The 16,634-nt window shown below is 62.0% G+C and carries 24 protein-coding genes and 2 pseudogenes; 7 read left to right on the forward strand and 19 right to left on the reverse strand.

From position 1 onward, the window contains the following. The first annotated feature begins 44 nt into the window (after positions 1-44). Positions 45-377 (forward strand): hypothetical protein, encoded by a 333-nt coding sequence (locus AB8A38_RS08240; protein WP_439085648.1) that lies wholly within the window; start codon positions 45-47, stop codon positions 375-377. A 205-nt stretch (positions 378-582) separates the two neighbouring features. Then, positions 583-792 (forward strand): hypothetical protein, encoded by a 210-nt coding sequence (locus tag AB8A38_RS08245; protein ID WP_089267048.1) that lies wholly within the window; start codon positions 583-585, stop codon positions 790-792. 81 nt (positions 793-873) lie between these two features. Here the strand turns inward: AB8A38_RS08245 and AB8A38_RS08250 are convergent, their stop codons facing one another. From AB8A38_RS08250 to AB8A38_RS08265, 4 genes and pseudogenes are all read right to left on the reverse strand, one after another. Continuing rightward, complete coding sequence (locus AB8A38_RS08250; protein WP_439085649.1) at positions 874-1,185, reverse strand: hypothetical protein; 312 nt, start codon at positions 1,183-1,185, stop codon at positions 874-876. 80 nt (positions 1,186-1,265) lie between these two features. Beyond that, positions 1,266-1,637 (reverse strand): DUF2019 domain-containing protein, encoded by a 372-nt coding sequence (locus AB8A38_RS08255; RefSeq protein WP_120290844.1) that lies wholly within the window; start codon positions 1,635-1,637, stop codon positions 1,266-1,268. Between the two features lie 145 nt (positions 1,638-1,782). Continuing rightward, positions 1,783-2,502 carry a hypothetical protein gene (locus tag AB8A38_RS08260; protein WP_439085650.1) on the reverse strand — a complete coding sequence of 240 codons (720 nt, stop codon included), beginning with the start codon at positions 2,500-2,502 and terminating at the stop codon, positions 1,783-1,785. A 93-nt stretch (positions 2,503-2,595) separates the two neighbouring features. After that, a pseudogene (locus AB8A38_RS08265) lies at positions 2,596-2,802 on the reverse strand (phage major capsid protein); the annotation flags it as partial. Positions 2,803-2,922: 120 nt separating this feature from the next. Here AB8A38_RS08265 and AB8A38_RS08270 point away from each other — a divergent pair. Then, positions 2,923-3,243 carry a hypothetical protein gene (locus AB8A38_RS08270; RefSeq protein WP_439085651.1) on the forward strand — a complete coding sequence of 107 codons (321 nt, stop codon included), beginning with the start codon at positions 2,923-2,925 and terminating at the stop codon, positions 3,241-3,243. Between the two features lie 49 nt (positions 3,244-3,292). Here the strand turns inward: AB8A38_RS08270 and AB8A38_RS08275 are convergent, their stop codons facing one another. After that, complete coding sequence (locus AB8A38_RS08275; RefSeq protein WP_439085652.1) at positions 3,293-4,552, reverse strand: phage major capsid protein; 1,260 nt, start codon at positions 4,550-4,552, stop codon at positions 3,293-3,295. Positions 4,553-4,753: 201 nt separating this feature from the next. On the opposite strand from AB8A38_RS08275, the gene AB8A38_RS08280 reads away from it, so the two are divergent. Continuing rightward, on the forward strand, positions 4,754-4,918 hold the full coding sequence (locus AB8A38_RS08280) for a hypothetical protein (protein WP_439085653.1): 165 nt from the start codon (positions 4,754-4,756) through the stop codon (positions 4,916-4,918). Here AB8A38_RS08280 and AB8A38_RS08285 read toward each other — a convergent pair. The 3 genes from AB8A38_RS08285 to AB8A38_RS08295 form a co-directional block, all read right to left on the reverse strand. Beyond that, the gene (locus tag AB8A38_RS08285; RefSeq protein ID WP_439085654.1) at positions 4,915-5,637 is read right to left on the reverse strand and encodes an HK97 family phage prohead protease; all 723 of its coding nucleotides are present in this window, start codon (positions 5,635-5,637) and stop codon (positions 4,915-4,917) included. The genes AB8A38_RS08280 and AB8A38_RS08285 overlap by 4 nt on opposite strands. 107 nt (positions 5,638-5,744) lie before the next feature. Next, positions 5,745-5,927, reverse strand: coding sequence for a hypothetical protein (locus tag AB8A38_RS08290; protein ID WP_439085655.1), 183 nt, complete (start codon positions 5,925-5,927; stop codon positions 5,745-5,747). Positions 5,928-5,939: 12 nt separating this feature from the next. Further along, on the reverse strand, positions 5,940-6,155 hold the full coding sequence (locus AB8A38_RS08295) for a hypothetical protein (RefSeq protein WP_089267037.1): 216 nt from the start codon (positions 6,153-6,155) through the stop codon (positions 5,940-5,942). A gap of 125 nt (positions 6,156-6,280) precedes the next feature. On the opposite strand from AB8A38_RS08295, the gene AB8A38_RS08300 reads away from it, so the two are divergent. After that, positions 6,281-7,360 carry a tetratricopeptide repeat protein gene (locus AB8A38_RS08300; RefSeq protein WP_439085656.1) on the forward strand — a complete coding sequence of 360 codons (1,080 nt, stop codon included), beginning with the start codon at positions 6,281-6,283 and terminating at the stop codon, positions 7,358-7,360. Between the two features lie 50 nt (positions 7,361-7,410). Here AB8A38_RS08300 and AB8A38_RS08305 read toward each other — a convergent pair whose 3' ends face one another. From AB8A38_RS08305 to AB8A38_RS08320, 4 genes are all read right to left on the reverse strand, one after another. Next, a complete protein-coding gene (locus AB8A38_RS08305) occupies positions 7,411-7,560 on the reverse strand; it encodes a hypothetical protein (RefSeq protein WP_439085657.1) in 150 nt (49 codons plus the stop codon). Between the two features lie 22 nt (positions 7,561-7,582). Next, positions 7,583-8,125 carry a hypothetical protein gene (locus tag AB8A38_RS08310; RefSeq protein ID WP_439085658.1) on the reverse strand — a complete coding sequence of 181 codons (543 nt, stop codon included), beginning with the start codon at positions 8,123-8,125 and terminating at the stop codon, positions 7,583-7,585. Continuing rightward, positions 8,122-8,388 (reverse strand): hypothetical protein, encoded by a 267-nt coding sequence (locus tag AB8A38_RS08315; protein ID WP_439085659.1) that lies wholly within the window; start codon positions 8,386-8,388, stop codon positions 8,122-8,124. Before AB8A38_RS08315 ends, AB8A38_RS08310 begins: the two co-directional genes overlap by 4 nt. A gap of 76 nt (positions 8,389-8,464) precedes the next feature. Continuing rightward, on the reverse strand, positions 8,465-9,145 hold the full coding sequence (locus tag AB8A38_RS08320) for a metallophosphoesterase (protein ID WP_439085660.1): 681 nt from the start codon (positions 9,143-9,145) through the stop codon (positions 8,465-8,467). 86 nt (positions 9,146-9,231) lie between these two features. Here AB8A38_RS08320 and AB8A38_RS08325 point away from each other — a divergent pair, with 86 nt between their 5' ends. Further along, complete coding sequence (locus AB8A38_RS08325) at positions 9,232-10,395, forward strand: pentapeptide repeat-containing protein (RefSeq protein WP_439085661.1); 1,164 nt, start codon at positions 9,232-9,234, stop codon at positions 10,393-10,395. 83 nt (positions 10,396-10,478) lie between these two features. Here the strand turns inward: AB8A38_RS08325 and AB8A38_RS08330 are convergent. The 7 genes and pseudogenes from AB8A38_RS08330 to AB8A38_RS08360 all read right to left on the reverse strand — a co-directional run bounded on the left by AB8A38_RS08330 (position 10,479) and on the right by AB8A38_RS08360 (position 14,875). Next, positions 10,479-11,669: pseudogene (locus tag AB8A38_RS08330) on the reverse strand (phage portal protein). A 36-nt stretch (positions 11,670-11,705) separates the two neighbouring features. Further along, positions 11,706-12,962, reverse strand: coding sequence for a DNA-packaging protein (locus AB8A38_RS08335; RefSeq protein ID WP_439085662.1), 1,257 nt, complete (start codon positions 12,960-12,962; stop codon positions 11,706-11,708). After that, complete coding sequence (locus tag AB8A38_RS08340) at positions 12,946-13,374, reverse strand: hypothetical protein (RefSeq protein WP_439085663.1); 429 nt, start codon at positions 13,372-13,374, stop codon at positions 12,946-12,948. The genes AB8A38_RS08335 and AB8A38_RS08340 overlap by 17 nt, the downstream gene beginning before the upstream one ends. 128 nt (positions 13,375-13,502) lie before the next feature. Then, entirely contained in the window at positions 13,503-13,670 is a 168-nt protein-coding gene (locus tag AB8A38_RS08345; RefSeq protein WP_315841587.1) for a hypothetical protein, read from the reverse strand. A gap of 252 nt (positions 13,671-13,922) precedes the next feature. After that, entirely contained in the window at positions 13,923-14,231 is a 309-nt protein-coding gene (locus AB8A38_RS08350; protein WP_315841586.1) for a DUF3551 domain-containing protein, read from the reverse strand. A 29-nt stretch (positions 14,232-14,260) separates the two neighbouring features. After that, positions 14,261-14,545 carry a DUF3551 domain-containing protein gene (locus AB8A38_RS08355; RefSeq protein WP_315841585.1) on the reverse strand — a complete coding sequence of 95 codons (285 nt, stop codon included), beginning with the start codon at positions 14,543-14,545 and terminating at the stop codon, positions 14,261-14,263. 165 nt (positions 14,546-14,710) lie between these two features. Next, complete coding sequence (locus AB8A38_RS08360; RefSeq protein ID WP_093759013.1) at positions 14,711-14,875, reverse strand: Flp family type IVb pilin; 165 nt, start codon at positions 14,873-14,875, stop codon at positions 14,711-14,713. 230 nt (positions 14,876-15,105) lie between these two features. Here AB8A38_RS08360 and AB8A38_RS08365 point away from each other — a divergent pair, with 230 nt between their 5' ends. Further along, positions 15,106-16,593, forward strand: coding sequence for a serine hydrolase (locus tag AB8A38_RS08365; protein WP_439085664.1), 1,488 nt, complete (start codon positions 15,106-15,108; stop codon positions 16,591-16,593). The last annotated feature ends 41 nt before the right edge of the window (positions 16,594-16,634 follow it).

Consider the following 16,634-nt stretch of genomic DNA (forward strand, 5'->3'; position numbering starts at 1 on the left):
GAAAGGTTCTCCGCTATGATCCGCGAATCATGGGAGTCTCCGACATGCTGCGCCTGCTCATCCCCGCCGTTTCCGTGGCCATTTCAACCGCTGCCCTGATCGCGGGCGCGCAGGCCGCTGACATGGCCGGCCAGGGCCGCATCGGCCGCCTGTTCGACGAGCCGGTGGTGAAGAGCCGCCGCGTGGTGGTGGTCAAGGACGAAAAGCCGATGGAAGAGCCGATCGTGCAATATGCGCCGGAGGTGGATATCTCCTCCATCGTGCATGGCTATTACGGCAAGCCGAATTCCTATTATTACCGCAACTATTACGGCACACCGTCCGAAACGATCTTCAGCCGCGCGCCCTATGGCTGCGGCTATTACGGCTATTGCTGAGCGCCGCGCGGAACAAGCACGCCGGCCGCGGACGTCTCAGACTGCGACAGCGTTTTCATGCGACAGCGTTTTCATGCGACAGCGTTGTCATGCCACAGCATTGCCTGCGACATTGTGATATTGGCGTCTCTCATTCTTGTGAACTGCATTTCCGAAACGCCTCCCTAGCTAGAGGGGTGCTTCAGAGCATCACGGGAAGCCGGTTATGGGAAAAGAAGAAAAGACCGAAGCCGAACTTGAGGAAATGATCGCCCAGCGCATCGTTGTCGGCGGCGTCTATGTATCGGTCCGCAGGGATGCCCTGCTCGGCTGGCGGCCGATGGTGATCACCGCGCCGAAACACGCCACCTATGCCCAGCAGCTCGCCGACGAAGTGGCCGTGGAACTCCGCAAGAAGTTCGTGCTGAAGGATTGAACCTGTCCGCACCAGGAATTCCGGGCGCATGGTCCCATGCAGCAGTATCGCCTGCGGCAGCAGCCCATGCGCCCGTCTCGCCTAGTCCTTCTTCTCGGTCACATTGCTGATCGTCTTGACGCCATTGCTCTCGGTATAGATCACCGTGACGCGCTCGCCGGCATGCAGCGACTCCGGAACCGTGCGCAGCCTGAATTTCTCCACCGCGCCCGGCGTATTCGCGCCGACGGTCTCGCCAGCCGGCGCCTGCTTGATCACCACTTCGCTGGTAGTGCGATCGAGGATGGTGACGACCCCCGTGAAGGTCTGGTCAGCAGCTTGAGCTGCCGATCCCGCAAAGGACCCCATCACGGCGATTACCGCCGCACACGCGACGCGTTCGGTCAGTCTCATTGTCGTTCTCCCAAGCCTGCGTGAATGGAGGTAACGACGGCAGCGGGGGAATGGTTCCGCAGATTGGCGGAGTGTCAGTGTTATACCGGTTTGAATTCGCCACGATCCAGATAGAGCAGCGTCAATCCGGCCTCGCCGGCATGCGGGAATTCCTTCCGGTCCCGGATCGATTGAAGGACCTCACGCGCCTGTTCTGGAAAAATCGCGAGCGTCGCCATTGCAGCTTCCATACGTACCTGAGGATCGCGATGACTGTAGAACCTCGCCAGGAACCGTCGCTGGTCGCCCTCTCGCGCTTTCAGCTCTTTCCTCACCGCATCAATCCTCCAGTAAAGCCGGTTCGCTTGAGCGGTTTGATCACCCATGATCGCCTCACCTTTGGCTATCGCGAGGGCCAAGAAATCATCGGCGAGCTGTTCTGTTGGCACGCTTTTTAGATCTTTTGTGGTCATGGTTTCAGCACCTCATACAGGATCAGAGCTTCGCGCCCGACACGCATGCGTTCCTCTAGACCCTTATCTGCCAGATACTCCCGCGGTGACAGGCCACCAAATTTGTCATTCTGCCGCCCATACCAGCCTGTGATATCATAGTGCTTCAGCGTCGAATTCTTACGAGATTTTCGCGTGACTCGATTTCACTTCGCGGGAATCCCCAGCGCTCGGCCGCTGTTCGCTCTGCAATATGATGAATCTCCGTGCCCGGCCGGGGCTCATCAACCGCATCCTGCAGCTCCTGCATCGTTCGCGCCGGATCGCGATAAGTCTCAATCTCGGCTGCTTTCTCCTTGATCCACTCTACCTCATTCAACGCACCGAAATATGCATCGACTGCCAAACCCAAACCCAGCGCCCGGCCAATCCAACTCGCGGCGGACCGCAGGAAAGTTGAAGGCGATCGTGAAGGCTTCGTTTCTGGAATTTCCGGCGGATCGCCAAGCGGAGGACCCTGATTATGTCCGATCCCTGGAGGACCCGCTGCAGCCAACAGAAAACTGTCGAGATCATTCCCGAAGCCCGAACCCGAGTCGCCCTCTCCATCGCCTAGTCCTGCGTCTCCAACGCCTTCCCTGCGAGTGATATAGACGCGAGGTCTTTCCGAGCCACTCGTCCCGAACGTGAATTGCCCCCCGCCTTCCTCGCCCTCCGGAATTCGCGGCTGACCTTCATACTTTCGCGCCAGCGCTGGATAGACATCGGCCTTCTCGCTTCCCGGCTTCAGAAATCGCGCAGCGTGCGGATTCAAGTAGCGCGCCGCATCGGCCCGCATGAAGCGCTGCAGCTGATGCCGCAGATAGACGTTCTCGCGCATGACCATGCGAGTCATCCCGGCTATTGGTGAGATAAAACAAAAAGCCGGCCCGCGGGCCGGCTTGGACAAAAGCGTGGGATGGAGTGAGAGGCCCGCCCCTCAGCTCGCCGCTATTTTCAGCAGCTTGATCGCATCGAAGTCCTGCACCCAGCCCCCGACCCGCTTGGTCGTGTAGAACAGCACATAGGGCTTGGCGCTGCAGGGATCGCGCAGCACCCCCACGCCCTGGCGGTCCACGATCAGGTATCCCCTCCGGAAATCGCCGAAGGCGATGGAGAGCGAGCCGACGGCGACATCCGGCATATCTGCGATACACGCCGCGCTTGTCAGATCAGCCTCACACAAGCTCTTTCTGGCAAACATCCATCGCACAACCGTCGCCATCGCTCTCGCGCAGTGACGCGCTGATCAGAAGGAATGCCCGTCGTGCTGCGCCCGCTTGTCTTCGCCTGCATCGCTGCTGCTGTGACGCTGCCGGCGGCAGCCGCCGATCTCTCGGGCACTCCGCGCTATGGCCATGGTCAGGTGGTGGAGCCGGCACCGCTTGTTGGCGGCGGGCGTTTCCTTGCCGTCGAATCCCCGCCATTCGACAAGGTCACCACTTATTCGTCCCCGGTCGGAGCTCCAATTCAGGTTCACCGCTATTTCGGCCCGCCGCAGGTTTCCTACTACTACAGCCACTATGGTGTGCCGCCGGAGCTGCTTGTTGGCCGTCAGCAATTTGGCTGCAACTACCGCTATTGCTGAACCAGGCAATGGCGGGCGACGGCACATCGCCCGCACCGATCGCCCGCCCTCAGCTCACCGCAAACTTCAGCAGTTTGATCGCATCGAAGTCCTGCACGCCGCCGCCCACCCGCTTGGTCGTGTAGAACAGCACATAGGGCTTGGCGCTGTAGGGATCACGCAGCACGCGGACGCCGACGCGATCGACGACGAGATAGCCGCGCTGGAAATCGCCGAAAGCCAGTGCCAGCGCATTCGCCGCGATGTCCGGCATGTCCTCCGCTTCCACAAGCGGGAACGTCATCAGCGTGGCGCGCCCTCCGGCCTGCGCCGGTGGCTGCCAGAGATAGGCTCCGGTGGAGTCCTTGAACTTGCGGATGGTCGCCTGGGTCTTGCGATTCATCACGAAGCTGCCGTTCTGACGATAGCCCGCTTTCAGGCTGTAGATCAGATCGATCAGCACATCCGATGGGTTGGAAGCCGCAAACGCTCCCGCCGCGCCGGAGGCGATGTAACCGAGATTGCCCCACGCCCAGGATGCATTGGCCACCGTGGTGTAGCTGAGAAATCCCTTCGGCTTGTTGACGCCATCGCCTGCCACGAAGGCCGCGCCTTCCTGCATGGCGAAGACCAGCTCGACTTCGGAGGCGATCCACTGGTCGAGATCGACCGCGCTATCATCCAGTAGCGTCGCGGTCGCTGCCGGCATGGCGTAAAGCTCCATCGCCGGAAATGACAGCGCGTCAAATGTCGCCGACGTCGTCTGCGTCCGCGCGTCGGTTTCGCCGACCCAGCCCGTCGCCGGTCCCGCGGTCATGAACGGCTTCTTGTAGACATTGCCCGAGATCTCGCGCACCGACGCAATGCTGCGGATCGGCGAGATCGCCATCACACGCTGATTGATTGCGTGTTCGAGCTCGACCGGCACAAGATAGCCACCGTCAGCATTGCTGCCGACCGACATCGCCTTGGTCTCGATCTGGCGCAGACCATCGACATCGCCGACACGCACATAGGCATCGAAGGCACCCTTGTGCTCGCGCGCGACGCCATCGCGCGGCTGCCGCCGGATGCCATCGATCGAGGGCCGCGCCTGGCGTAGCGCCAGATCATCGAGCCGCCGATGCTGCGCATCCAGTGCCCGGTTGATGCGATCGACCTTTTCCTCCAGCAGCACATCACCGCGCTTGTGCTCGATAACAGCCAGTCGCTCGTCATTTGCGGCCTTGAATTCCTCGAAGGTCTGACGCAACTCGTCATAGTCGTCGCGCACGCCGGTCGAGAAGCCGGCTTTATGTTCCGGGGCAGCATCAGTGATATCGAAATTCATCGGCAGATCTCCATTGAGGGGTAATGGGGGGGGGGTGATGGAACAGAGGTCGCGCGAAGAGAGCCGCGCCAGCACGTTGACGCGCGCCGCGAGGGCTGCGAGACTTGCTGCGCGCGACGTCGAATTTGATCTGGTACAGTGAACCCGCGGGCGGGGTATGGTGTTATCGCCCGGTATGGTGACCAACACGGAGCTGACGTGATGCAACACGCTCAACCACCGATGACGAAATACGAACAGTTCCTGCAGCAGGCGAACGAACAGATGCTCGCCTTCGAGCGGCGCGAAAGTGAATTCCGCAAGAAAGAGCGTGCGGAGCGCGCGGCGGAACTGCACCTGCCGATTTCGCGCAACGAACTGCACTAGGTCCGCTCACGGTTTTCAGGTTTCGGGCGAAATGCGACACAGGCGGTCACCGCGCCGAGGGCCTGCTTGCGATCGGCGCGAGAGCGCAGCGAACAGGTCTGAATAGGCCCGCCTGCTTTGCGCCCGCGCCGTGCCACCGGCGCCGGTGCATCCGTGGCGCCGGTGATGCGTGTAAGATTTAGACTTGCGAGATTTGTCCAGTCGCGCTCGGCCTGCGCGCGCAGCCGCGACATCGGCGCCTCCTTCACGGCACTCACCCGCGCGCCGTTCAGCAGCGGGAATGTGACGATGGACACTTCCCAGAGATCGACCTGATAGAGTTTGCGCACCCGCGTCTTCGGCTCGATCTGGCCGCGCTGGGTGCGATAGCCGATCGACAATCCGTCCACCGCGCCGGCCTGCAGCAGCGCCAGCAATTCGCGGGCGCGTGTCACATCGGGGATCAGCCGGCCCCGCGCCCATAATCCGCGCAGGTCTTCCTTCATCTCGAGCCAGACGCCGACGGGCTCCGAGGGATCGTGCTGGAACAGCATCGGGATCTTTCGCAAGCCCCGCTGCTTCAGCGTCTGCGTGAAGGCGCCGGGCATCACCATGTCACGCGCCTGGTCGATCTCGCCGAACAGCGAGGCATAGCCCTCGATCACGCCATCCGGCGTGAGTGCGAGGCGCGCGGGGGATGGCTGGGGTGATGGCCAGGGAGATGGCAACGGGGCATGCATCGGCGGCCTCGCAACATGCGGGGGAAGAAGAGCGACAATCGATGTCAGGAGTGTCCCCTCCCTCCGGCGCAGCTTCGGCGTGCTTGAGGCAGGGAGAAGAAATCGAACTACACTTTCGCGCGCCGCGCAGGCTTCCGTCGCGCCGCCGGCTTCACCCGCGACTTCACGGCCTGGGCCTTGCGCTGCAACTGATCGAGATGGGCGAGAAATTCTCTGAAGACGCTGAGATGATCCTTGCCCGCTTTGGTCTCCGGGCGGATCGAACGCATCACGTCGTGCAGACTGTCCATGGATGATCCCTTTCAGATGTCATCGGTGTCGTCGCGCATGCGGTGGCGGCGATGCGCACGGCGGTTGAAGCGCGCGAGCTGCCGCACGAATTCGTCGAAGCGGCGCGAGGCGCCGGCGAGTTCGCGCAGTGCGAACAGGGCCGCGGCGCTGGCCACGCTCGCCCACAGAAACAAAGCGAGATGCGCGAGGTCGCCGCGCTCGGTGAAAATGCGGATCAGGTCATCCATGGCGATTGTACTTCCATCTTGCGTGCGCACCCGCTGCCGCGGTCGCGCGCCGTCGAACCTTTCGGCTGACGCCGCCGACCAAGCAGCAACGCCGTCCCGGCTCCCTCGCAATCCGAGCACGACACATGCACCCGAACGCACGATCAGGCCTGTCCTTGCGCCTATCCTTGCGCCTGCCGTTTTGCCGCACGCTGATGGCAATGGCGCTGGCCGCCAGTGCCGCCGCGACGCCGACTTATGCCACCGCCGCCACACTGGCCGGCCCGGGCGGCGATTACGCCATTTGCCTGAAAGGCCGCGGCACGAAGGCGATGGCCGCCTGCGACCGCGCCATCGGGCTCGACTATTACCGCGGCGGCGATCTGGCGGCGCTGCATCGCAGCCGCTCGCTCTTGCATGAGAGCTATAGCGAAACGGATGCAGCCATCGCCGACGCCGACACCGCCATCCGGCTCGAGCCGGACGACGCATCGGGCTACGCCATGCGTGGCCACCTCTGGCAGGTCATGAAAGTGTATGACCGGGCCATCGCCGATTTCAGCGCCGCCATTCGGCTGCGGCCCGACGATGCAGACTTCTACAAGAACCGCGGCAGCATCTGGTTCGACACCGCCAAGCCCGACCAGGCCATTGCCGATTTCGATGCCGCGATCCGCCTTGCGCCGGACGACGCCTCCGCCCATGAGAGCCGCGCCCGGGCCTGGAAGGACAAGCACGATCTCGACCGGGCCATCGCCGATTACAGCGAAGCGATCCGTCTCGATCCCACCAATGCCGTGACAGTCTATTGGCGCGGCCGCACCTTTGACGACAAGGGCGACGGGGACCGCGCCATCGCCGATTTCGAGACAGCGATACGGATCAGCCCGGACTATCCCAGCGCCTATAACAGCCGCGGCGTCATCCACTACATGCGGAACGATCTCGACCGCGCCATCGCCGATTTCGGCATGGCCATCAGGCTCGATCCCGCCTCCGAACTCTATCTGTTCAACCGCGGCGCGGCCCTGATCGACAAGCACGAGCCACTGCGCGCCATCGCCGATTTCGATGCCGTGCTGACGCACACACCCGACAATGCCAAGGCGCTGTATTACCGCGGCGTGCAGAAACGCGTGACCGGCGACGCCGAAGGCGCACTCAACGATATCGCCGAGGCGACCCGCATCGATCCCGACTGGGTCAAGGCACAAACGACGCACTAGACGGCTCTGCGGGGAGCCATGACGCCCTCAGCGCCGCGCATCGGCCATCTCTAGCGATCGCGGTGGACGTCCCAGAAATTGGTCACGCCTTCGTCGTGGTTCCTGCCGCTGGGCGGCGCGCGCGGCGTGTGCAGGAAGGAGCGATATAGAACGGCGAGGATTCCGATCAGCAGCAGCAGCGGCAATACCCAGTCCGGCATCGGCATGTCCCTTCGTGTGTTGCTAGGCCGCGAACAGCGGTTCCATCGGCTGGCCGTCGAGATCGCGCAGATCGTAAGCGGCGCCGAGCGTCACCAGCGCATGATGCAGCAGGCCGAACGGATCGGCGGGAATCCCGAGGCCGAGCTGTTGCTGCAGCAGCGGGCGATTGGTTTCGATGGCCGGATCGTTATCAATGGCGTCCGCGTCCAGGTCAGCGCCCTCGTCATCCAGCATTGCGCGCATCGCGGCCACATCACCGTCGCAGGCCGATGCGATCTGTTCCCACCAGGGATGTTCGACAACGAGTTCGAGGAATTCCTGCAGGCTGGCCGCGACGATGCCGGCCTGCCCTTCGCTCGTCAGGTGCAATACATGCTTGATATCGCCGACCAGCGCGAAGACGCCGCCCGATCCGTTCTGCCCGACGACCTCGAATGGCTGCAGCGCGGTGACATCGATCCAGACCGGACCGTGGGATTGATTGTCCGTGACCGTGAATTCGAACGGCCACAACATGTCGCGCAGCGCCTGGCTGGCGCCGAGCATCGCCGGTGTCACAGTCATGGCGATCGCTCCGTCCGCGTCGTCGCCGCGCGGCGCAGGCGCCAGAACCACACCAGCAGCAACCCACCAGCACCGATGCCGACAAGACCACCAATCACCAGTGCCTGCACGCGCTCAGCGCCGGATGACGACAGTGCCACGGCCGCGCCGGCCACGAGGCAGGTCGCTCCCACGGCGTCCCCGACCCACGGCCATCGCGCTGTCACCCAGCCCCAAACGAGCTCGGCAAAAAATTCGACGACGGTTTCGATGATCGAGGACATGGCAGCGTGCCGGTTCAGTTGCGTTACCGGGTTAGGCGTCGCGGCGCGGTCTTTGGTTCAAGAGGTCACATCCACCTCAAGGCGCCGGCGGCGCAGTGATCTCGATCAGCTCCACCGGCCCGCCCGGCATGTTGTCATCGAACACGCCGATCACCAGCCGGCCGGTTTTCCAGGCATAGGTGTCAAGATTGCTGCGGCCCTGTTTCAGCAGCGGCCCATCGGCATGGCGATCATGGCCATGCACCACATGGCGCGCGCCCTCGCCGGCATCATGGCCGGATGCGTCATCATCCGCATAGCGCTTGGTCATCAGCAATACCGGGTCCTGCTGCGCCAGCGGCAGCGCGGGATCGACGCCGGCATGGACATAAATGCGATGCGCATCCATGTGCCACAGCGGCCGGCCATCGAGCCAGTCGATGTCATGCACCGGCACATCGGCGACGTCGCCGCCATAGGAGGCCAGCGCGGTATCGCCGCCTTTCGTCATCCAGTTCGCCATCGCCACATCGCCGCGCAGCGCCGCGACCATCAGCGCATCGTGATTGCCCTTGAGCATCGCCAGCCGCAGGCCAGGTGCCACCCCTGCCCGCAGCCGCGCAATGACGCGGCGCGAGTCCGGGCCCTTGTCGACATAGTCGCCGAGCACGATCAGCGTGGCGTTTTCACCAGCCCGATGCGTCTCGATCTCAGCCAGCGCGCGATCAAGCAGATCGCGCCGGCCGTGCAGATCGGGGATGACGTAAGTGAGGGGCATGCGCGTATTCAGCCAAATCCCAGCTTGACTAGTGACGGAGCAAACAACTACCTTCAGTTGCATTCCCGCCGAATTTGCTTTGAGCCATGCTATATCCCTTTTTTGGATTTGAGTTCAGTGGCACGGCCGTATTTGGTGCCATTGCAGCCTATGTTTTGCTGAGCCTGTTCGCCATCGTCTTCATTCCGAGACGCGCGGTCCGAGCACCGATTACTAAGCGCCGCCCCTCACTAGATGCGCAAGCAAAACTGATCGAACTCAGATCCAAGGTACGACAGAGTGTCCTCCAGGTCGTGGGCGGCGTCACCGCCGTTTTTGCGTTTATTGTCACGCTACAGCAGATTAGACAGAATGAGGATACGTTCAAGGGAAAGAAAGCCGATCTGTTTTCCAAGTCGATCACCTCACTGTTCGACGAGAAATCGCACCTCAACAGCCGGGCGGGCGCAATGTATTTGTTGTCTTATGTCGCGCGAAGCGACCCCAGCTATCATCGAACAGTATTTGATACTTTGGCCGGGCACATCATTCTGATGTCCTCCAAGGCCTGTCGGAGCCAGACCGTTACCGACTCCAAAACGTATCAAAGAGAGCCGCAGATCCAACTTGCTCTGCGCATCATCGGCGAACGCAATCCGGACCACGATCCAACGGGAAAACGGTTCAACCTTGAAAATTCCTGTCTGGTCGACGTTGACCTCCGCGACGAGGTCAACGTCGTCAAGGGACTTCGAAAGGCCCGCCTCTCAGATTCTCACCTGCTCAGAAGCGACTTCACCAATGCGGACCTTAGCGGGGCTGAACTGAGACGTATCAAAGCAAGCGATTATATGAACAAGGAACAATGGACCGTGGCTATCGGCTTTGAAGTCAATCGCGGTGTCGACGGTGATCGGCGCGGCGCTATCGACTATGCAACAGATCAGCAGCGACGTCAGTTCATCACTATGTTTACCGGCGCCAATTTGGCCGGAGCGGATTTTCAAGATGCCGAGCTTGCTGGCGCCGACTTCAGGGAGTCTGAGCTGCAAGGCGCAATATTTCTCCATGCCAATATTGCCCGCGCCAGTTTCGTGAAAGCGAAGAATATTGAGCCTGACCAGATGATGAAGGCTTGTGTCGGGCAACCCGGGATGGACGAACAGGAATTCGAGGCGCAGCAGCCTTATTTTTCAGCCGCATTTCTCAAGCAGCTTGGAGGTAAGCGTATTCCAAGATGCAAAGCAGAGGATGATCACTCTCCAGACTAGTCCCGCAATATCGAGCACTTTTTTATCGAGCCAGCAAGTTATCATGCCTACGGATCCATAAGCCATGAATGTTAGCCCGCCCCCTATCCCAGCCGATCCCCGCCCTCCACCGGCGCATAGCCCACCGCTTCGCGCTTCTCGTTGAGCGTCAGGAAGTCCGCGCTGCTGACGCGCTCCCACAGCGCGGTGCGATCGGCGGCGAGCGCGTCCACGCGGTCGGTGTCGATGTCGACGCGGATGCCGTCGCCGAACGCAGGCGCCAGCCATTGCGCCAGCGCGTTGCCGGTGCGCGCCGCCAGCGGCAGCACGGTCTGGCGGAAGAACACGCGGTTGGCTTCCTGGAAATTCGCGAATGTGTTGTCGCCGGGAATCCCCAGCAGCATCGGCGGCACGCCGAAGGCCAGCGCGATCTCCCGCGCCGCGTTGTGCTAGGCGTCGAGGAAATCCATGTCCTTCGGCGTCAGCGACATTGCCTTCCAGTCAAGCCCGCCTTCCAGCAGCAGCGGCCGCCCGGCATTCGCCGCGCCCTGATAATTGCCCTCAAGCTCGCGCTTGAGGCGATCGAATTGCGGATCTGACAGCACCGATCCCTCCGGCCCTGCATAGACCAGCGCGCCCGAGGGTCGCGCGGCGTTATCCAGCAGCGCCTTGTTCCATTTCGACGACGCGTTGTGGGTGTCGAGCGCAGTCGCGGCAGCATCGATCGGCGCCAGGCCGTAGTGATCGTCGAGCGGATGAAAGAAGGTCAGATGCAGGATCGGCGGCACGCTGGACGCCTGCTGATCGAAGCGTACACTGCGGCCGCCGACGCTGTAGTCATAGGCCTCGGCCCAGCCATCGCTGCCGGGTACGACTTTCATGCGATCCGGCCGCAGCGCATAGAGTTCGCGGACCTCGTGCTGCCGCGCCTGCGTGTCGAGCGTCACGGCTTCGACATAGGCATTCCCGGCGAGCAGCAGATGCGCATAGAGCGTCTCGAAGAACACGCCGCCATCCTGGCGCGGGTTCGGCCGCGTCAGCAGTTGCGCCAGCGGATGCGCCTCGCGTTCCTGCGCGCCATCGAAGACGAGAAAGCTGCAGGCCGCGGCATTTTCCGCGATCAATCGTACGGCGCGGTGCACGATAGCATTGGAGAGATAGCCCTCACGCGCCAGCGCAGCAAAATCCTTCGGCGTCCAGCGCGCACGCCCGCCGCTCTCGAATGCGAGCACGCGCGCGGTGCGCGACGCCTTCGCCTCGGGCGCCGCCAGATAGGCTTTCAAGCGATCGAACATGATATGATCCCCCTCAGTGGTGCAAAGATACGAGGCTCACAACACCCTGATCCTCGGCCCACCGCCATGCGGCACCAGCGCCAGCGACGCCACGGCCCACACCATGGCGTCGAGACGATCCGGCGAGTGCCCCGACGACAATCCCGAACTCGCGAAGTCGCACATCTCGTCTTCGAGCGCAGCAAAACTGCCGGCATGCTTCACGCGCCCCTGCTCGTACAGTGTCGCCACCGGCTCGGCGCGCAACCATTTTCCGCGCAAGGCGCGCACCGGCGTCACCGGCACGGTGTGATCCACCTCGTTGATCACGCTGCGCACCATCTCGCCGCCCTGGTTGACTTCCACCACCAGCGCATCGGCCTCAAGCCTGCGCCACAGCGCGATGGCCTTGTTGGCCCACGCGGTCGGCGTCACTGCCGAAACGGTGTCATCGGCCATCACATAGACGATGCCGTCCTCGGCGATCCCCGCTGCGACGATGCCGCAGGCATCCGCACGCTTGCCTGACGACACCGGCGGATCGACAGCCACGACGATGCGTCGGAGCGGCGGCACCTCGCACACGCGGCATTGTTCGAGCAGCGCGCGCGACCACAATGCATCGGGCCGATCCTCGATAATCTCGCCGTCCAGTTCCTGCCGTCCCAGCCGCGTGCCGGCATAGCGGCCCATCACGCTCTGCAAGAAGGTCGGCGCGAGGTTGAACGCATTCGCCACCGTCGCGGCGCGCGTCGTCGCCGTCGTCGGATCACCCATCAGGCGCTTCAGCAGCGCGGTCGGTCGCGGCGTCGTGGTGATCATCTGCCGCGGCTGGCTGCCCAGCCGTAGTCCGAATTGCAGCATATCGAAAGCGGCTTCGGCATAGCGCCACTTCGCCATCTCGTCGGACCAGGCGCAGGAGAATTGCGGGCCGCGCAGGCTCTCGGGATCCTCTGCAGAAAACACCTGTGCGACGGCGCCGTTGCTCCATTCCAACCGTTTGCGCGACGGCATCCAAACCGGGCGCTCGTGCCTTTCATGAATCTCCATCAGGCCGGACACGCCTTCGATCATCACTTCGCGCACGTCGTGTTCGGTTTCTCCGACCAGTGCGATGCGCCCGGCCTTCTCAGATGCAAGCGGGGCGCGGCCCATTGCCTGTGCGCGCACCCACTCGGCACCAGCGCGGGTCTTGCCCGCACCGCGGCCGCCGATCATCAGCCAGGTCAGCCACGGCGCGCCATTCGCCGCCAGTACGGGCGGGAGCTGGTGCCGATGCGCAAAGACGTCCCAGCGCTCATTCAGGAATCCCATCTCGCCTCGTGTCAGCCCCGCCAGCAGAAAGTTGCGCCCCTCCTCGGAGGCGTTTTGCAAGACGTTCAGAAAGTCTTTGACGGAGTTCGTCGAGGTCTCGCGGGCGGTCGTCATCTTCTGCAGACCCTTGCTCGTCGTCGACGCGCGCCTTCTTCAATTCGATCAGCGTACGCGCCAGCACCGCCAGCGTGCGGGCGCGACGTTCGGATTCGGTGCGCAGCGCTTCATCCCCGCCTATGCGCCCGACGATGTTCTCGATTAGATCCAGTTCGCGTTCGATGACTTTGGTGACACGCTCAACCAATGAACCGCGCGATCCGGGCTTCGCCCTATCATCGGACGTCATGTTGTCAGCAGGTGCGTCATCAATTGCATCGGGCAATACGAACGCCGGGGTTTCCTCAGTACTCACGACAGCAGCCCGCGCCGGCTTTCTCGCCGGGCGGGCCATTGGCTTTCTGACCATGTTGGGAACTCTTTGCTGCTGTCAGTCGATCATGCCGGACTGACTGAAATTGATCGGCAGATCCCAGGAACCGATCACGTCCTGAAGAACACAAACCAGACCACGCCAAGGATCAGCACAGCGAGGCCGAGGCTGATCGCCAAAAGCGCGAGGATCGACGGGCCCGGTTCGGCCTGGCGTGCCTCTGTCGCGGATTCGACGATCTGTTCGTTTTCCTTGGTTGCCGAATTCCTGATTACCATGGCACCCTCATTTCGCTTGCTGTTGGACGCCGTCATGAAATTTCTAGCGGCACCGTATGGAAAGCAACGCCGGATTGAGGTCGATGTTCCGGGCCATTCACCGCAACTACTCAGCAACGGCGTTTCCTGCGAACCCACTTGTGGAGCATGCCGTAAAGCTACTTCGACAGCGCGACGCTGTCAAGGCTAAAAATCCTATATTTTGAATTTAGTCCTTAAATCGGAATTTTATCCGCGCAATCAACGCGCTGGCTATCGCGGCGGCTGCGACCACGCCGCTCCCGGCGCTCCGGTGATCTTGCCGGGATAGTCGATATTGACCACGCAATTGCCGCGCAGCTCGGCCGCAGCCTGCAGACACTGCTGATAGTCGAAGAACCGGCAGATCTGCGGCACACTCCCCGGCCCGCGAGGGCCGCCGGTCAACACGCAGAACGGTGGAATCCCTGAGCGGGCTGCGACCGATGGCCGCGCCTGCGCAGACTCCACGGTCCGCAACGCGACCGACGCGATGGTGAGCGCAGCCACGGTCCATACGAGCCCACGAATCCATGTTGTCATCGATGCGTCCCTTACGAACGGGCGATCACTTACCGCGCGCGCCGGCGACGTTTTGGCGCCGGTTCCGCAGCAGCTCCGCCGCGATACTCGACATTGCCCACACAGTTGCCTCGCGTACCGACTGCAGCATTGATGCATTGCTGGTAGTCCGAAAAGATGCAGTTGCTCACATAGGAGGATTCGCCGTTGGCGCCACTCTGGGCGATGCAGAATTGCGCACCAGCCGCCGAGGCCGGTGTCGCTCCCGCGAGGACGAATGCCGCAAATCCCAAACCGGCAAATGCCGAAAGATTCAAACGCGAATTCAATGTCATGATGGTCATCCATATGAAAATGCGCAGGCTCCAGGCCCGCGCACGATCATATAGGGTGCAGCAGCACAATCGATAGGACATTCACGACATTGCGTTTCGACAAGACAGCCATGTCCTTTGTCGATTGCAATGGCAGTGCGCCGGCTCCGGCCGGTCTTCGCTGCTCTATTTCAGCGACGTATTCACGGCGGCATAACGCCCGTTCAGCGTGGTGCCAAGGCCCTGCACGGCGACGATGATCGCGAGGCTGATACCGGCAGCGATCAGCGCATATTCGATGGCCGTTGCACCGGACTCATCGTCAATAAATTTCGAAATCAAACGCAACACGGAAATCTCCTCATACGGCCGCGGATTTCTTCCACGCCGTCCCCTGAAAACTGCACTCAACCTAAGCGGCAGAGGTTGCAGGAAGGTTCATGAACAGGATCAATTATGAATTAATCATGCGGTAACTATGTGTGAGCTCGCCCGGGGCAGCGAGACTTGGGAGTATCGTGGAGCCGGGTATCGTCTGCATTTCAGCTTACGCTTAACCAGAAGTGTCGAGGCTTGTCCCAATGGCATTTGAACCTGTCGCAGGCAGCCAATCCGTTGCGGCGTTTATTCCCGAATTCAAAGATCTTGTCGTAGAGGTCATGAAGGAGTGGAAGGTCCCGGGCCTCGCGGTCGCTATCGTGCAAGACTTGGAGGTTGCGTTCGTCGGGACCTACGGCCTTCGCGATATCGAAGCCGGCCTGAAAGTCACGACGGATACGCAATTTCAAATCATGTCGGTCTCGAAGTCGTTCGCTGCTACGGGCCTGGCTCTGTTGGTTGACGAGCAACGCGTGGATTGGAAGAAGCCGGTGCGGGAATACATCCCGGAATTCCGGCTCTACGACGCCGTTGCGAGCGACCGCGTCACGGTGCGCGACCTGCTATGCCACCATTCCGGATTGCCACGTCACGATTGGATCTGGCTGCCCGGCGATCTGTCACCCGCCCAAATGCTGGCAGCGCTGCGCTATCTCGAACCAAGCGCCGACATTCGCAGCGCCTTTCAGTACTCGAACCTCGGCTACCTCATTGCGAGCATGGTGGCCGAGCGCGTCAGCGGCCAGAGCTGGGCCGAATTCACCCGCTCGCTGACCGACAAGCTGGACATGAAGGTGACGTTCACTGTGGAGGAACTTGCCGCAGCCACCGACGCGGCCGTGCCCTACGGGATGATGGGAGACATTTGTCAGCGCACGAAACTCTGGCCCATCAGCGTGCCGGCTGCGGGCGGCATGAGCACGTCGATTACAAGCTTCGCGAACTGGCTTTGTTTTCATCTCGGCCAGGGCGCGTTTGAAGGACAACGTCTTCTGTCATCCGGCTTGATACAAGAGCTCCAGAAGCCGCGCGTGCATGTCGGGGCAACCGGCTTCGCCGAGTACAGCGATGTGCATTACGGTTTCGGCTTCCGCTCGCACTGGTATCGCGGAGAGCGCGTCGTGTGGCACGGAGGCGGCTTCACCGGCACGAACGCGCTGATGATGATGTTGCCCGATCGGGGCGTCGGTGTCGCAGTGCTCGCCAATAATGGCATGGCTCCGATACTCGCTCCGCACATCCTCGCGAATTATGTCTTCGACCGCGTCTGCGGCAAGGAACCGGTACCCTGCTTCGATCGCTTCCGCGAGCAACGCCGCAAATTCGTGACGCAATACGAGGCCTGGCTGCAGGCCGGCAAAGCCGCACCGACGCCGGCCACCCAGCAGCCCCGTGACCTCGCGGATTATGCCGGTGACTACGAGCATCCAAGCTACGGCCGCATGACGATCACGCATGCCGAAGGCAAATTACATTGGGCGTTTCGCGGCATGTCGGAGCCGCTCACGCATCGAAACTCGGACACGTTCGAGCTCCCAGAGGCGCCCAAGTCGCCCGGCGGCCTGATGCCAAGCCGGCTTTCCCTCTCATTTTCCACCGGCCGCGACGGGGATATTGCGAGTGTAGCAGTCCCGTTCGACCCGCTGGTCAAGGACATCGTCTTCACACGCATTGCAGCGGGACATATCTGAAGTCGGCTTTTGGCCATCGCGTCATTTGCGACGCGTGCATC

The sequence above is a fragment of the Tardiphaga sp. 839_C3_N1_4 genome, assembly GCF_051811045.1.
Classification (GTDB): domain Bacteria; phylum Pseudomonadota; class Alphaproteobacteria; order Rhizobiales; family Xanthobacteraceae; genus Tardiphaga.

Coding starts and splice junctions, on each gene's coding strand:
- AB8A38_RS08240 (WP_439085648.1), top strand. CDS start 45: ATGCTGCGCCTGCTCATCCCCGCCGTTTCCGTGGCCATTTCAACCGCT.
- AB8A38_RS08245 (WP_089267048.1), top strand. CDS start 583: ATGGGAAAAGAAGAAAAGACCGAAGCCGAACTTGAGGAAATGATCGCC.
- AB8A38_RS08250 (WP_439085649.1), bottom strand. CDS start 1,185: ATGAGACTGACCGAACGCGTCGCGTGTGCGGCGGTAATCGCCGTGATG.
- AB8A38_RS08255 (WP_120290844.1), bottom strand. CDS start 1,637: ATGACCACAAAAGATCTAAAAAGCGTGCCAACAGAACAGCTCGCCGAT.
- AB8A38_RS08260 (WP_439085650.1), bottom strand. CDS start 2,502: ATGGTCATGCGCGAGAACGTCTATCTGCGGCATCAGCTGCAGCGCTTC.
- AB8A38_RS08275 (WP_439085652.1), bottom strand. CDS start 4,552: ATGAATTTCGATATCACTGATGCTGCCCCGGAACATAAAGCCGGCTTC.
- AB8A38_RS08280 (WP_439085653.1), top strand. CDS start 4,754: ATGCAACACGCTCAACCACCGATGACGAAATACGAACAGTTCCTGCAG.
- AB8A38_RS08285 (WP_439085654.1), bottom strand. CDS start 5,637: ATGCATGCCCCGTTGCCATCTCCCTGGCCATCACCCCAGCCATCCCCC.
- AB8A38_RS08290 (WP_439085655.1), bottom strand. CDS start 5,927: ATGGACAGTCTGCACGACGTGATGCGTTCGATCCGCCCGGAGACCAAA.
- AB8A38_RS08295 (WP_089267037.1), bottom strand. CDS start 6,155: ATGGATGACCTGATCCGCATTTTCACCGAGCGCGGCGACCTCGCGCAT.
- AB8A38_RS08300 (WP_439085656.1), top strand. CDS start 6,281: ATGCACCCGAACGCACGATCAGGCCTGTCCTTGCGCCTATCCTTGCGC.
- AB8A38_RS08305 (WP_439085657.1), bottom strand. CDS start 7,560: ATGCCGGACTGGGTATTGCCGCTGCTGCTGCTGATCGGAATCCTCGCC.
- AB8A38_RS08310 (WP_439085658.1), bottom strand. CDS start 8,125: ATGACTGTGACACCGGCGATGCTCGGCGCCAGCCAGGCGCTGCGCGAC.
- AB8A38_RS08315 (WP_439085659.1), bottom strand. CDS start 8,388: ATGTCCTCGATCATCGAAACCGTCGTCGAATTTTTTGCCGAGCTCGTT.
- AB8A38_RS08320 (WP_439085660.1), bottom strand. CDS start 9,145: ATGCCCCTCACTTACGTCATCCCCGATCTGCACGGCCGGCGCGATCTG.
- AB8A38_RS08325 (WP_439085661.1), top strand. CDS start 9,232: ATGCTATATCCCTTTTTTGGATTTGAGTTCAGTGGCACGGCCGTATTT.
- AB8A38_RS08335 (WP_439085662.1), bottom strand. CDS start 12,962: ATGGGATTCCTGAATGAGCGCTGGGACGTCTTTGCGCATCGGCACCAG.
- AB8A38_RS08345 (WP_315841587.1), bottom strand. CDS start 13,670: ATGGTAATCAGGAATTCGGCAACCAAGGAAAACGAACAGATCGTCGAA.
- AB8A38_RS08350 (WP_315841586.1), bottom strand. CDS start 14,231: ATGACAACATGGATTCGTGGGCTCGTATGGACCGTGGCTGCGCTCACC.
- AB8A38_RS08355 (WP_315841585.1), bottom strand. CDS start 14,545: ATGACATTGAATTCGCGTTTGAATCTTTCGGCATTTGCCGGTTTGGGA.
- AB8A38_RS08365 (WP_439085664.1), top strand. CDS start 15,106: ATGGCATTTGAACCTGTCGCAGGCAGCCAATCCGTTGCGGCGTTTATT.